The organism is Candidatus Phytoplasma meliae, from assembly GCF_016876135.2.
Genome location: NZ_JACAOD020000002.1, coordinates 43555 through 58412, shown reverse-complemented (window position 1 = coordinate 58412; position 14858 = coordinate 43555). Strand labels below are relative to the sequence as shown.

Here is a 14858-nt window from a genome sequence, read left to right as displayed (position 1 = left end):
CTTTTAGAAACACAAATGCGCGAAATTTCTCATAATTTATNCCAAAAAGAATTAGAAATTAAGAGGTTAACCAATGTTTCTCAAGAAGCCAAAAATAAATTACAAGAACAAATTAATTTACAAAAATCATCAATCAAAAACAACCTCATTCAATTTAATGATTTGAAAAAGCAATATCAAAGTTTGCAACAAGAACATCAAAAATTAAAAAAACAGGTTTTAGAGCAAACTGAAAAACTTCAAAAACAAGCAGATGTGATCAAAACTCAAAGTGAAGAAATAAAAACTCAGAGTGATGCAATAATTAATTTTAAAGACAATGTGTTATCAACTATTGAAGGGATTGGTGAAAAAGCTTTTGATGCCCTTCAAGAGACTAATAAAAAAATTAATAATTTAACTGAACAAACAAAACAGGAACAAAAAAATAAAATATTAAATTCTACAACTAATTTACAACAATTCAAAGTTGTTTCTTCAAAAATGCCTGAATTTAAAGATCTTATAGGGATGAAAGAAGAAGTTGAGCAACTGCAAGAATTCTTACACTATTTAAAAAATATAGATCAATATAAAGATATAGGAGTTCAAAAACCTCCTAAAGGTGTTTTATTATATGGACCTCCTGGAACTGGTAAAACTTTTTTAGCCAAAACCATTGCTCGTGAATCAAAATTACCATTTTTTGCTTTAAATTCTAGTCATTTTTCGAAACAATATGTAGGAGCAGGCCCAACATTAATAAATGAAATTTTTAAACAAGCTCGCCAAGAATCTCCTAGTATCATTTTTATTGATGAATGTGAAAGTGTATTTCGAAGTCGTATTAGCAATAAAGCAGCGAATTCAGATCATGATAACATCATATCGGCTTTTTTATCTCAAACAGAAGGTTTTGAAGCTGATCCAAAACATCCAGTTTTTTTAATTGGGGCTACCAACTATAAAGATGAAATTGATACAGCTATTTTAAGTCGTTTTAACAGACAAATCAAAGTCAATTTATTGACTGCAGAAGATAGAAAAGTTTTTGCAAAAAAATTAGCTAAAAAATATAAAATAGATATTAGGGGTTATCAATATTTGGATAAAATGAATGATATTATAGAAGAACAGCCTGATATTGCTTTAAAATCACAAAGAAAATTAACAGATATCTTAGATCAAGCAGCTATTAAGGCCGCTAGTGCCCATAATCATTTAAGTATTTTGCCTGTTGATTTACAACTTACTTTAAATAGGCAAATGAATATTGATTTTAATTGGGAGAAACACGAACATAACCCTTACTCTTTGTCGGATTTAGAAAATTTAAAGGAATATAAAGGAGTTAAGATCAAACATCTTTATAAAGATCATAACAACTTTCATACACCGCAAGAAGCACAATATTTTAACACTATTTTTAATTATCCCAAAGAAGACAATCAAAAAGTATTTAATATTAATGATCGTGAAATCAAAAAAATAATTTTTTCTAAAGAACCAAATAAAATTCAAAATTTTTATGGTACACTAGCTTTTTTACCTCAAGAATTACTAGGATTTTATTTCCAGGATATGCCAAATAATGATCGCATTAGTATTCCTAACGTTAATACTTTAGAAGAGTTTTTAGATATAAGAAGTAAAAAATCCCAAAATATTTACTTTATATGGAATATTAATAAAATACAAAGAAATATTGGTTTTTTATATGATTTTAAGAATACTTACAATGTTGAATATCCATTTTTAATTTTTCAAGATATTTGGAAAAAACTGAATATTTTAATTTATCAAAAAGATATCAATCAAGAAATTATGCAACATGAAATAATAAAATATATCGTTGATACCAAAAAACAATTTATAGAAGAAATATTAAAAGAAAATATTATCAAAAATCATTGGTTCTCAGAACAAGAAATAATGAAACATATATTGTCAACAGTAGAAAAAGAATTCCAACCAAAAAAACCATATTCATCATTACTTGAAATGAAAAACTTTATTTTACAAGAAACTCAAAAACAAATTTATAATGATAAAAAATCATATATTAATAACTATATTCAAACACAAATAAATAATCTTCAAATTAAACATCCTATTTTTAACTCAAATGACATCATAAATACAAAAAGGAAAATTAAAAATAAAATTAATTATTTATATTCGTCTTCAAATCAAATAGAAAAAATTACTAAAGAACAATTTGAAAATTCAATAACAAAAATTAAAAATCAACAAATTACTGAAATGATTCAAAATCAATTAAATAATATAATTGATAATTTCCATTTTAATTATTCTGTAATTACTAAAAATAAAATTCAAAATATGATCGTTTCCCAAATAAAAAATGACTTATGTCAACCCGATCTTTCTTTTGAAAAATTCCATCAAAAAGCAACAAATATGATTAGCGAACAAGAAGGAAAACTTTTAAATGATTTAACAGAAGAAACAATAGGAAATATTATAAATAAGGCAGTATCTAAAAATAATTTAATTGAACCAATAAGCGCTCAAGAAATAGAAGCTATAAAAACAAAAACTATATTTTTCATTAAACAAGAAGCTAAAAAACCTGATATAAATCAAGAACAAATGCAAAAAAGTATTGAAAATTTTGTTAATAATTATGAATTTATAAAACCAAATGATGCATTTTCTTATTTCAAAAAACATATAACAACTATTTTATCATTTACAATACCCATATTATTTTTCACTATTTTATTATCAAATACAAAAAACAAAAATATGAAAAAATAATAAACATTTCTTGACCTGTTCCGAAATTTTAGACACTTTTTATTTTTTAAAAATTCTTTAAGGCTAACTATTAAGTTAGTCTTTTTTAATAAATTAAATTATTTATATTTGTATAAAAAATGATTTTAAAAAAGAGAGTGATTGCTGCTGCTTTTTTACACAAAAATAAATACTTAAATTATTTCAGAAATGTTGAAATAATATTTAAACTAAAGGTGAATGATATTTTAAATATAACCCTTTTTTAATTAAATATTTGATAAAATTTAAAAACTTTAAATATTAATTTCTAAAGGAAAAATATAGCTGCAATAGCGAGCATAAAAATATCATTAAAAAAATGGCTTGATAAAATTTGTTTTTATATTTTTGAATATACACAATATCGTATTTTTGTTGAATGATTTTTCTTTTTGCATTAACCATACAAAAAGATAAAAATAAAAATATTATTAAAACAATAAAAAAAATCACAGTTAACTCAAACACCTTTAGGGTGTCACTTTGAAATAAGTCTGGCATTTTTTCAAGATAAGGATATAAATATGGATTATAACAACCTATTAACAGGGAAATCAAAAAATATATTAAAGGATAAATTATGCCAATATAAAATTTTTTAATATTGATTACACTATCGTCAATAAAAAAATAATAAAACAAAAAAAACGAAGTTAAAATTTTGTGTTCCGCGAAATAAATATATTTTTGTTCAGGAATCAATAAACAAAAAAACATGACAACAAAACAATTCATTAAACATATAAAATTTAAATAAGGATAAATTTTTAATTTTTTAAATTGATGACACAAAGATAACAACAAAAAAACATTAATTAATAATGTATTTTGTTTGGTGAATAACCCTAAAGAGCAATATTTTCTACCATTATTAACGGCTTCATGCATACTAAAAAAAGCAATACAACATGAAATTAAAATACCCAAAGGAAAATTAATTACTTTTTTTGGATAATGTTTTAAATTATTTATTTTCATACAATCACAAAAACCTTTTTATTGTTTTTTTAATCCATATTGTTAAAAATTTAAAATATTTTATATGATTTTTTTAAAATCAAAATTTTTGAACTTGTTGCTTATTTATGTTTATGTATCTATAAAAATGAATTATATATTACTATTTTATCTTAAAAATGTCTTTTTATGAAAACTTTTGATTAAAAAAACTTTAATATGTTAAACTATTAATAGTAAATTCCAAGGTGTTATTTATGTTTTTTAATTTATTATTTGTTTTTTTATTTTTTTCGCTCTCTTTCTATTTTCTTTTTATAAATTTTTACAAATACAAAAATTAATATAATAACGCAAAATAATGCAAATGTTTTTTATATTTAAAATACATACAACAATCAAAAATTCTGATCCTCAAAACAACCAACGATTTGAAATCGTTTTTCGGTTTTTTGATAAAAATTTTATATAAACACCATTTAGTTGCCAAATAAGGAGTAAAAAAATAATGAAAATAGGTTTTTTTATTGATGGTTATGAACCTTTAGTTGGAGGCGTCATAGTTTCTGCTAAAGCTTTAAGAGAAGGTTTGGAAGAATTAGGTCATGAATTGTTTATTATCACTTTAGAAGCCTCTCCAAAGCAAGAAGAAAAAGATCCTTATATCATTAGATTTAAAGGAATTCCTATACCTTTTAATCCATCTTTTAAAGGTTATCGTTATATTTTTAGATATAAAAAACATTTACCAAAAATAAAATCACTAAATTTAGATATAATTCATATTCATACTGAAGTAGCTATGGGTAAATTAGGACTTTATGCTAAAAAAGAATTAAAAATACCTGCTGTTTATACAATGCATTCTTTTTATGAATTATCTATGCACAATATTTCGCCTTTTTTGGCTAAATATTTTAAAAATTTCTTACTACAAAAAATTATTAAACTTTATTATAAATTCATTTCACAAACAGATACCACTATTATCCCTTCAAAAAAAAATCTTGAATATGTTCAAAAAAAGTATCAAATAAAAGGTGATTACCATATTGTCCCCACACAACTTAATTTAGCTTCTTTTTATCCAGAAAATAATTCTAAAACCCAAATTGAAAATTTAAAAATTAGGTTAGGTTTAAAAAATTACTTCGTGTGTCTTTATGTTGGACGCCTTTCTCCCGAAAAAGAAATTAATTATTTAATTGATGCTTTTGCTGTATTTAATCAAAAAAATCCTCAGAGTAAATTTCTTTTAATAGGAGATGGTCCTATGATAGGCAACTTGCGTAAACAATCTCAAGTTCTAGGAATTTCCAATAATGTAATTTTTAATGGTTTTGTGGCTTATCAAAATTTAGGGTTATATTATCAATTAGGGGATGTTTTTATCAATGCTTCTTTATATGAAACTCAAGGATTAACTTATATTGAGGCTTTGGCTGCTGCTTTACCTTCAATTGTTAGATATGATATAGTTTTGGAAAAAGTAATTCAAAATAAGAAAAATGGGTTCTTTTTTCAAACTAAAGAAGAATTGATTCAAATATTGGATCAATTGTATCGCAATCCTCAAGAATGCCAAAAAATATCTCTTCAAGCTCAAAAATCTATTTTACATTATGACAGAAAACATTTTGCACAAAAAGTAGCCAATATATATCAACAAATAGTTGATAAATATAAATAATTTTTTGAAATCGATATCTATTGAGTTGTTGTTTCAAACTAAAGAACATATTGCGAGGTTTCATCAAAAGATTGATCAAAACAATTTCAAATACTGATTAAAATTTTTTATATAAAGTGTTTAATTTCGTGGTGCAGTTAGATAATGTATATAATTATTACTTGATTTTATTTATACAATTGAAATAAAAAAATTGATGAATCAAGAAAGGAAAATAAAATAATGTTAAAAATAGGGATTTTTACTGATTGTTATGATCCTGGAATTGGTGGCATCCAAACTTCTATTAAAATGTTAAAAAGTAGTTTAGAAAATTTAGGACATCAAGTATATATATTTACTTCAGAAACAACTAATACGCAAGTACCAAAAGAAAGTTTTGTAACTAGAATTCAAGGAATTAAATTATTTTATAATTTGGTACCAGATTATAAAATTATTTTTAATTTTTCCAAATATTTGTCACAAATAAAACTTTTAAAATTAGATATTATTCATATTCATACAGAATTTTCCATGAGTCAATTAGGTCTTTATGTGCATAAAAAATTACAAATACCTGCTGTTTATACAATGCATACAATGCATAAATGTTTTTTGCAAAAAAGTCATTTGCCAGTGTGGATTCAAAAACTATTGTTTATCTATATTAAAAAAAGAATTACAAAACTTGTTACAAAAACAAATATAACAATTGTCCCTACTAAAAAAATTCTTATTTTGATGCAAGAAAATTACCAAATTCCTGGAAATTACAAAATTATTCCTACAGGATTGAATTTAACTAATTTTTATCAAGAAAATTTAAATCCAAATCACATTAACACTTTAAAAAATAAATTAAATTTGCAAGATTTCTTTGTTTGCCTTTATGTTGGTAGACTTTCCCCTGAGAAAGAAATTAATTATTTAATTGATGCTTTTGCAACCCTTAATCGCGCCAATTCTCAAACTAAATTCCTTATTATTGGCGATGGTCCTGAAAAGAAAAATTTAAGCAAGCAAGCGAAAAAATTAGGCATTAGCGATAAAGTTATTTTTTTAGGTTTCATCCCTTATGAGCAATTAGGAGTATATTATCAATTAGGAGATGTTTTTATCAACGCTTCTTTATTTGAAACTCAAGGATTAACTTATATTGAGGCTTTGGCTGCTTCTTTGCCTTTGATAGTGCGTTATGATCAGGTTTTATCAGACATTGTTAAAGATGGTCAAAATGGTTTTTTTTATTACCAAAAGGATGAATTAGTGCAACATTTAATAAAGCTATCTCATTCCAAAGAACTATGTGTGAATTTATCTAATCAAGCAAGACAAGCAGTTATATTTTATTCCCAAGAAAACTTTGGAGCTAATATTTTAAAACTTTATCTTGATGTTGTAACAAAATATCAACAAAATAATTAAATATTAATAAAAGTAATAAAAATTCACAATATTCAGTTTTTTTGTATGATTTATAATTTTTTTTTGTATAATTGTAAATGGTATTGTTTTGTTTCCATCATTAAAAGTAAACAAAAGCAAACTTATAAATATCTTTTATGTTATTTTTGTATTTTAGTTATATATGAAATATGTGAAAAGAAGAGTTTTTTTCTCTCGCCTGATTAATCTTGTAATTGATTTTTGGGCAAATAGCACGCAAATATTTAATTTTTTTGAAATTAAATACATTTTTATTTTTAGTGCTATTATTTTTATTTTTAAGAGAAATGCTTTTTGAATAGGCATTTCTTTTTTTGTTTATTTCGCGATAATTTTTTGCAAAAAATGATTTCGATTAAAGCTTGCAATTTGTTAAGTTTTAGCAAAACACACACTTTATAAAAACAAAAAGGAGGATTTAAATATTAAATTTCCTAAACCAAAATTAAAAAAAAGACCTAATAACACAGATTTATATAATGAGAAAATTCCACAAGGAAAATATTTAATCATTGATGAAAAAGGAGAAAAATTAGGCATTTTGAACCAAAACGAAGCTTTAAAATTATCAGAACAAAAAGAAATTGATATTGTAGTAGTTAATGCTGATGCCGTTCCAATGGTGGCTCGTTTAATGAATTACCAAAAACATCGTTATAATCAACAGAAAAAAAATCGTGCAGCTAAAAAAAAGACTTCTATTAGTGTTTTAAAAGAAATTCGTTTAAACCCCACTATTGATACTCATGATTTAAATACTAAAGTAAAACAAATTCAAAAATTTTTAAAACAAGGTGATAAAGTGAAAATTAGCATGCGTTTTCGTGGTCGTATGATTAAAAATTACCAATTAGGAGAAACGATTTTACAAAAAATTATTAAAGATTTAACAAGTTTGAGTCAAATAGAAAGTCCTTTAAAATTACAAGGGAATCAATTTATAGTTACCTTGTCTCCTTTGAAATAAAAATTATTGAAATTGGATTAAATTATTACAACTTAATTAAGAAAGGTCAAGCGATTACCAAATGATTAAAAAAAAATCCCATAGTGGTTTAAAAAAACGTATTAAAATCACTAAAAAGAAAAAAATATTAAGAGGTCATGCTTATAAAAATCACCTTGCATCATCAAAAACTACTAAACAAAATAGACAATTAAGAGGCGTGGTATGTGTATCTGCTTCAGATTATAAAAGAATCAAGCCTCTTATTAGAGGTTTATAGAAAGGATTTAGATTATGGCTAAAATTAGTTTTACACCAGCAAGGCATCAACGTCGCAAAAAAGTTTTAAAAATGGCAAAAGGCTATTTTGGTTCTAAAAGCAATCTTTACAAAACAGCTCATGAACAAGTAATGCGTTCTTTACAGTATGCTTATAGAGATCGCAAACAAAGAAAAAGAGATTTTCGTAAATTATGGATTTCTCGTATTAATGCAGGTTCTATGTTGTTGGGAATGAAATACTCTCGTTTTATGCACGGTCTTGCTTTAGCTAAAGTAGATGTTAATCGTAAAATGTTAGCAGATTTAGCTTATCAACAACCAGATGTTTTTGCCCAATATGTTAAATTAGCGCAAGCATCTTTAGAACAATTAAAGCAAGAAACAAACATTACTAAAAATACTCCAACAGTAGAAAGCAATCCTAAACAAGAGCAAATATCACAATCAAAGAGTCAAATAGAAAAACCAGCTATTAAAACAGATGTTTTAAAAACTCAACAATCTACATCTCCTGTGCAAAATAAAGAATCTCAAAAGAGTGTAGTGTTGCCAAACCAAAATTCTGATGCAACCGTTAAATCGGATTCTAAAAAAGAAGCATCTACAGCAAAATCTAATCCATCTCACCCGATTTCTGCTAAGAAAAATAAACCTCTTGCTGCTAAATTGCCTTATGATAAATTATCTCAAATGATACTTCCTGATTTAAGACAATTGGCCAAGCAACATCAAGTTGCTCAAGTTTATAAACTTAAAAAAAATGAAATTATTGATATTTTAACAAAAAAACTTATTAAATAAAATTATTATACCCTTTCGTGTTATAAAAATAAATATTTTTGGGTTTTTTAAGGCAAATAATATTTATTTGTATTTTATTATTTTTTAAAAAAAAGTAAGGAGTAGATGACATGAATCAAACAAAAAAAAGAACAAAGTTTAATTTAGGCTCTATTTTATTAGCTATTTTATTTCTTGCAGTGGCATGTTTTTGTTATTTTGACAGTAATAATTTTAAGGTTCCAGGAACAACTAAGTCAATACGTTTAGGAGATGTTTTTTTAGGAATTTTTTTACTTTTATTTACTTATTTAATGGTTTTTCAAAAATATAAAAAAACTCTTGGAAGAACGCGTTTTATTTTTGCTTTTGAAACCTTGTTATTTGTGTTAATTATTTTAACAGGTTTTTTGCTTCCAGGATTATCTATTTTAAACGTTGATCAACTTCACCGCGATTATCGTTTAATGCGTTTTTTTACTGATTTCAATAAATGTTTGGCTATCCTTTTTTTATTACATGGTTTGATTAACTTATATGTTGAATATTTCAAAAAAGATAATATTTATTTGTTTACTTTATATCTTTTAATGTTTAGCCTTGGTTGTTATGGTCTAAATACTCCTATATTTCAAAACGCTAGAGCCATTATTTTAAAAACATTAGCTTTGTTATCTTTTATAAAATTTCTTTATTTAATTTTTATAGAAATCAAAAAAATGAAAAATCATGTTTCTTATGATAAACACAAGGGGTTTTAAAAAATGAGTGATTTAGTTACTTTGTTAAAAGATTTATCCATGTTAAACGGTATTCCTGGTCAAGAAAAAGAAGTTTCTAAATATGTTGTTAATCAAATTAAAAATAAAGTAGATGCTATTGAATATGATAATTTGGGTTCTGTAATTGCTAGCAAAGGAGCTTCAGGCCCTCGAATTATGTTTGCAGGTCATTTAGATGAAATTGGTTTAGTAGTGACTCAAATTACTCCTGAAGGATTTTTAAAATTCCAAACTCTTGGAGGTTGGTTTTCGCAAGTAATGTTAGCTCAAGTTTGGAACGTTCATGCTTCACAAGGGACTTTAAAAGCAGTTACTGGTTGCAAACCACCACATATTATGACTTTTCATGAAAGAAATCGTATGGTAGAAATTTCTTCAATGTATTTAGATATTGGCGTTGCAACTAAAGAAGAAGCTTTAAAATTAGGCGTTCGCATTGGAGATATGGTAACCCCTTATGTTGAATTTAACTCTTTAGCTAATTCAGATTATTTATTAGGAAAAGCTTTGGATAATCGTGTGGGAGTGGCAATTATTATGCAAATTTTGGCAAACATTAAACCGGTTAATAATCAGTTTTTTGGTGCTTTCACCGTTCAAGAAGAAGTGGGTTTACGTGGAGCAAAAACTAGCGCTCATAAAATCCATCCTCAAATTGCTATTGCTGTTGATACCGGTATTGCCAATGATGTTCCAGGTGGCGATAAAGAAGGCCACACCCTAGGTAAAGGACCGCAAGTTTTAGTTTATGATGGTGGGTTAATAGCGCACCGAGGGTTGCGTAAATTAGTTTTAGAAGTTGCTGAAAAAAATCAAATTCCTATCCAAGAAGTTGGCGGTAGTGGTGGAAGCACTGATGCTGCAACAATGCATTTAGTGCACGAAGGGGCAGCGGCTTTATCATTGTGTGTTCCTGTTCGCTATATTCATTCTCATGCTTCCATAGTACATAAGCAAGATATCCAAAATACTATTAAACTTTTAACTTTATTGGTTAATCAATTAGATGAAACAAAAATACAAGAAATTTTATTTCAATAAATCATTACCACCAAAATTAAATTAATTTTAATTAACAAACTAAATTATTGTCATTAATAATTTAGTTTGTTTCTTTTAAATATAAGATAATTTTATTTTAATTATAAATGTATTACCTAAAACATGTTTTTTAGAGTATAATATTATTAAGTGATTATTTCTTTTTGAAGGAGAAATGTAAAATAATGATTTTAGAAAAAATTAAAACTTTAATTGCTACTCAATTATCTTTGGAACCTAATATAATTACTTTAAAAACACGTTTTAAAGAAGATTTAGGACTTGATTCACTTGATGCTTTAGAATTAGCAATGGAAGTAGAAAAAATATTCAACATTAGCATTAGTGATGTTGTTTTACAAAATTTCAAAACAGTGGAAGATATAGTAGTCTATATCACTAACAATACTTCTTAATTTTGATAGCATTATTTCCATAAATATTTGATTTTTTCAGATTGAATTTTTGTGGCTATAATGAAATTTTTAACTTTTGCAATATTAATGATAAAATTAACAAAATAACAATTAGAAGGTTTTTAATAGTGACTAAGTTAAATTATGATTTTAAAAAAATAGAACATAAATGGCAACTCTATTGGCAACAAAATAAAGTTTTTAAAACTCAAAACGATTATAATAAAAAAAAATTTTATTGTTTAGATATGTTTCCTTATCCTTCTTCAGAAGGGTTGCATATTGGACATATCGAAGGTTACACCGCCACTGATATTATGAGTCGTTTTAAAAGGATGCAACAATATAATGTTTTTCATCCTTTTGGATGGGATTCTTTTGGTTTGCCAGCAGAACAATATGCTTTAAATACTGGTAAAAATCCTAGAACTTTTACTTATGACAATATCAGTAATTTCAAAAAACAAATTCAAAGTATGGGAAAAGCTGTTGATTGGGATAAAGAATTAGCAACTTCTGACTCTTATTTTTATAAGTGGACTCAATGGATTTTTAAAAAACTTTATGAAAATAAATTGGCTGTTTTAGAAAATATAGAAGTAAATTTTTGTCCTAAATTAGGTACTGTTTTGGCCAACGAAGAAGTGATTTCCAATGAACAAGGTCTTTTTTCAGAACGAGGGAATCACCCTATTATCAAAAAAAAGATGCAACAATGGGTTTTAAAAATTACTAATTATGCAGAAAGACTTTTAAATGATTTAGAATTAGTGGATTGGCCTGATAATCTTAAGGAAATGCAAATTAATTGGATTGGTAAAACTTCAGGAGTGCTTGTTTCTTTTACTTCTTCTCAACAAAATATTTGTTTAAAAGCTTTTACTACGCGCCCTGATACTCTTTTTGGTGTTACTTTTTTAGTTATTTCTCCTGAACATCCATTAGTGCCCCAACTTACTACTAAACAACAACAGCAACAAGTTAATGATTATTTAACATATGTGAAACAAAAAAAAGATTTAGAAAGAAGTGTCAATAAAGAAAAAACTGGTGTTTTTACTGGAAGTTACACTATCAACCCTTGCAATAATCAAAAAATCCCTATTTGGATTGCTGATTATGTTTTACCTCATTTTGGTACAGGGATTTTAATGGCAGTCCCTTGCCATGATCAAAGAGATTTTGAATTTGCTCAAAAATATAATTTAAAAATGATTCCAGTCATTCAAGCTCCTGCTACTTATTATCTTTCTTCTGAAGAAAATAACTCAAATAATCAAATGATTAAAGCTTTTGAAGGAGATGGCATACACATTAATAGTGTTTTTTTAAATGGTCTCGACAACAAACAAGCACAAACTAAAATGATTCAATTTCTTCAAAAACACCATCTTGGCGATCTACATCATACTTATAAATTACATGATTGGGTTTTTTCGCGTCAAAGATATTGGGGCGAACCGTTCCCTATTTTTTATGATAGCGCTAACAACATTCATACTATTGACGACTCCCTTTTGCCTTTAGAATTGCCTATTTTAGATAAAATCACTCCTTCAGGAACAGGAGAATCTCCTTTATCGAAAGCATATTTTTGGTTATATTTTGAAAAAAATGGTCAAAAATATCGTAGAGATTCTAACACTATGCCTCAATTAGCAGGTAGTTCTTGGTATTATATTGGTTATATTTTAAAAAACTATTTAGGAATGATTCCTTTAAATACCGTTAAAGCTAAAAAATTACTAGATTATTTTTTGCCAGTTGATTTATATGTTGGCGGCGCAGAACATGCTGTAGGTCATTTATTGTATGCTCGTTTTTGGCATAAATTTTTATATGATTTAGGATTAGTTTCTTTGAAAGAGCCGTTTCAAAAATTAGTCAATCAAGGTATTATTTTAGGACATGATCATACTAAAATGTCTAAATCTAAAGGCAATGGCGTTAGCGCTTCTGGTATGCTTGATAAATGTGGTGCTGATGTTTTAAGACTTTATGTGATGTTTATGGGACCTTTAGAAGAGATTAAAAGTTGGCATGAAAAAGGTTTAAAAGGCATCCAGCGTTTTTTAAACAGAGTTTATCATATGTTTTCTTTTGAAATAACTAATCAAAATCAAGCAAGTTTAGAACCTTTCTTACATCAAACAATTAAACAAGTGACTCAAGATTATGAGAAATTAAAGTTTAATAAAGTTATTAGTCAATTAATGATTTTCGTTAATCAGGTTTATCAAAGGCATCAAATAGGAAAAAAGCAAATTCAAATTTTTTTACAATTATTAAACCCCATTGCCCCTCATATTACTGAAGAAATGAATCAAGTTCTTTTAAAAAACGATCAACAATTAGTAAATATGGAATGGCCTTCATATGATCTTCGATATTTACAAACAAAAGAATGCAAAGTAGTAATTCAAGTAAATGGCAAAATAAGAACGGTTTTAGAAATATCTTGTAACACCCCTTTAGAACAAATTAAAGCTTTAGCTTTGAAAGAACCAAAAGTACATCAATTCATTTATCAAAAAAATATTGTTAAAATGATTTACATTTCTAATAAAGTGTTAAATATAATAGTTGCTTAATGAAAATTATTTGATAATTTTCTTTGTTAATTGCAATTTTAGCAATAATTTTATTTTTTTCTTAAATTTTTTTTGTAGTTCTTCAAAATAATTTATTTAATGGTTTGATTTTTTTATTTCTGAAATATCCTAAAAATCTAAAAAATAAAAAATATCAAAAGTTACATCAAAATTTTGAAGAAAGAAAAAGGTAATTTAACATGAAATTAAATAAAAAAGGACTTTTAATAGTACTTTCAGGACCTTCAGGAGTGGGGAAAGCCACTGTTAGAAAAGCTTTATTTGAAATGACTAATCATAACTTTGTTTATTCTATTTCAGCCACTACAAGGTCGCCTCGTTTAGGCGAACAAGAAGGCAAAGACTATTATTTTCTAACTAAAGAAGAATTTGAATTAGGCATCAAAAAGAATCAATTTTTAGAATGGGCCAAATTTATTGATTATTATTATGGCACTCCACGTCAACAAATTCAAGATTATTTAAAAGCAGGTAAAGAAGTTTTTTTAGAAATAGAAGTAGAAGGGGCCACTCAATTAAGAAAAAAAAGAATTCCTAATGCTGTTTTTATTTTTTTAGTGCCGCCAGAAAAAAAAGCTCTTTATGAACGTTTAAAAAAGAGAGGGACTGAAGCTCCAGAAAACATTAATAAAAGAATTATGAAGGCTAATAAAGAATTTCCATTGGCTTATAAATATGATTATATCGTGGTTAACGATGATGTTGCAAACGCTGCTGATCGCATTATTGCCATTATTAGGGCTGAACACGCCAAAACAAAACGTAGTATTCGCAATTATTTAAAAATTTTGGAGGATAACGGTTATGCCGAACAATAAAAAAATCAATAAGGATGGGTTAAGTTACCCTTCTATTGACAAATTATTAGATAAAATTAATTCTAAATATAAATTAGTACATGTTTCAAGTCAAATAGCACATATACTCGAAACTCAAAAAAAAACATTACCAGATTGTTTATGTCATAAAGAAGTTGGTAAAGCTTTAGAAGAAATCATTCACGACAAAGTAGAATTTGTCTTTAAATAAAAAAATATCATTAATTTACCAAATTAAATACATATTGTTTTTTTAAAAAATAGTTAAATTACAATGCTGATTTGTAATTTAACTATTATTATTTTATACCCTAATAAAATCAAT

Annotated in this window: 13 protein-coding genes; 12 read left to right on the top strand and 1 reads right to left on the bottom strand. The window is 25.9% G+C overall.

What is annotated here, in order from left to right:
• Nucleotides 1-15: 15 nt before the first annotated feature.
• Nucleotides 16-2760 carry an AAA family ATPase gene (locus CHTY_RS01065; RefSeq protein WP_478219345.1) on the top strand — a complete coding sequence of 915 codons (2745 nt, stop codon included), beginning with the start codon at nucleotides 16-18 and terminating at the stop codon, nucleotides 2758-2760.
• A gap of 282 nt (nucleotides 2761-3042) precedes the next feature.
• Here CHTY_RS01065 and CHTY_RS01060 read toward each other — a convergent pair whose 3' ends face one another.
• Nucleotides 3043-3759, bottom strand: a complete 717-nt coding sequence (locus CHTY_RS01060) for a hypothetical protein (RefSeq protein WP_203552081.1) — start codon at nucleotides 3757-3759, stop codon at nucleotides 3043-3045.
• Nucleotides 3760-4246: 487 nt separating this feature from the next.
• On the opposite strand from CHTY_RS01060, the gene CHTY_RS01055 reads away from it, so the two are divergent.
• The 11 genes from CHTY_RS01055 to rpoZ all read left to right on the top strand — a co-directional run bounded on the left by CHTY_RS01055 (nucleotide 4247) and on the right by rpoZ (nucleotide 14744).
• The gene (locus CHTY_RS01055) at nucleotides 4247-5428 is read left to right on the top strand and encodes a glycosyltransferase (protein WP_203552080.1); all 1182 of its coding nucleotides are present in this window, start codon (nucleotides 4247-4249) and stop codon (nucleotides 5426-5428) included.
• A 222-nt stretch (nucleotides 5429-5650) separates the two neighbouring features.
• Entirely contained in the window at nucleotides 5651-6835 is a 1185-nt protein-coding gene (locus CHTY_RS01050) for a glycosyltransferase (RefSeq protein WP_203552079.1), read from the top strand.
• A gap of 445 nt (nucleotides 6836-7280) precedes the next feature.
• Nucleotides 7281-7823, top strand: coding sequence for a translation initiation factor IF-3 (gene infC / locus CHTY_RS01045; protein ID WP_203552085.1), 543 nt, complete (start codon nucleotides 7281-7283; stop codon nucleotides 7821-7823).
• A gap of 61 nt (nucleotides 7824-7884) precedes the next feature.
• The gene (rpmI, locus tag CHTY_RS01040) at nucleotides 7885-8082 is read left to right on the top strand and encodes a 50S ribosomal protein L35 (RefSeq protein WP_203552078.1); all 198 of its coding nucleotides are present in this window, start codon (nucleotides 7885-7887) and stop codon (nucleotides 8080-8082) included.
• Between the two features lie 14 nt (nucleotides 8083-8096).
• Nucleotides 8097-8885, top strand: coding sequence for a 50S ribosomal protein L20 (gene rplT / locus CHTY_RS01035; RefSeq protein ID WP_203552077.1), 789 nt, complete (start codon nucleotides 8097-8099; stop codon nucleotides 8883-8885).
• A gap of 110 nt (nucleotides 8886-8995) precedes the next feature.
• Nucleotides 8996-9625: a hypothetical protein gene (locus CHTY_RS01030; RefSeq protein ID WP_203552076.1), complete on the top strand. Its 630-nt coding sequence runs from the start codon at nucleotides 8996-8998 to the stop codon at nucleotides 9623-9625.
• Between the two features lie 3 nt (nucleotides 9626-9628).
• Entirely contained in the window at nucleotides 9629-10687 is a 1059-nt protein-coding gene (locus tag CHTY_RS01025) for a M42 family metallopeptidase (RefSeq protein WP_203552075.1), read from the top strand.
• Nucleotides 10688-10872: 185 nt separating this feature from the next.
• Nucleotides 10873-11103 carry an acyl carrier protein gene (gene acpP, locus CHTY_RS01020; protein WP_203552074.1) on the top strand — a complete coding sequence of 77 codons (231 nt, stop codon included), beginning with the start codon at nucleotides 10873-10875 and terminating at the stop codon, nucleotides 11101-11103.
• A 128-nt stretch (nucleotides 11104-11231) separates the two neighbouring features.
• Complete coding sequence (gene leuS / locus CHTY_RS01015) at nucleotides 11232-13694, top strand: leucine--tRNA ligase (RefSeq protein ID WP_203552073.1); 2463 nt, start codon at nucleotides 11232-11234, stop codon at nucleotides 13692-13694.
• A gap of 200 nt (nucleotides 13695-13894) precedes the next feature.
• Entirely contained in the window at nucleotides 13895-14533 is a 639-nt protein-coding gene (gene gmk / locus CHTY_RS01010) for a guanylate kinase (RefSeq protein ID WP_203552072.1), read from the top strand.
• Entirely contained in the window at nucleotides 14520-14744 is a 225-nt protein-coding gene (gene rpoZ, locus CHTY_RS01005; protein ID WP_203552071.1) for a DNA-directed RNA polymerase subunit omega, read from the top strand. Before gmk ends, rpoZ begins: the two co-directional genes overlap by 14 nt.
• The last annotated feature ends 114 nt before the right edge of the window (nucleotides 14745-14858 follow it).

Coding starts and splice junctions, on each gene's coding strand:
- rpoZ (WP_203552071.1), top strand. CDS start 14,520: ATGCCGAACAATAAAAAAATCAATAAGGATGGGTTAAGTTACCCTTCT.
- acpP (WP_203552074.1), top strand. CDS start 10,873: ATGATTTTAGAAAAAATTAAAACTTTAATTGCTACTCAATTATCTTTG.
- rplT (WP_203552077.1), top strand. CDS start 8,097: ATGGCTAAAATTAGTTTTACACCAGCAAGGCATCAACGTCGCAAAAAA.
- CHTY_RS01050 (WP_203552079.1), top strand. CDS start 5,651: ATGTTAAAAATAGGGATTTTTACTGATTGTTATGATCCTGGAATTGGT.
- gmk (WP_203552072.1), top strand. CDS start 13,895: ATGAAATTAAATAAAAAAGGACTTTTAATAGTACTTTCAGGACCTTCA.
- rpmI (WP_203552078.1), top strand. CDS start 7,885: ATGATTAAAAAAAAATCCCATAGTGGTTTAAAAAAACGTATTAAAATC.
- CHTY_RS01030 (WP_203552076.1), top strand. CDS start 8,996: ATGAATCAAACAAAAAAAAGAACAAAGTTTAATTTAGGCTCTATTTTA.
- CHTY_RS01025 (WP_203552075.1), top strand. CDS start 9,629: ATGAGTGATTTAGTTACTTTGTTAAAAGATTTATCCATGTTAAACGGT.
- CHTY_RS01055 (WP_203552080.1), top strand. CDS start 4,247: ATGAAAATAGGTTTTTTTATTGATGGTTATGAACCTTTAGTTGGAGGC.
- CHTY_RS01060 (WP_203552081.1), bottom strand. CDS start 3,759: ATGAAAATAAATAATTTAAAACATTATCCAAAAAAAGTAATTAATTTT.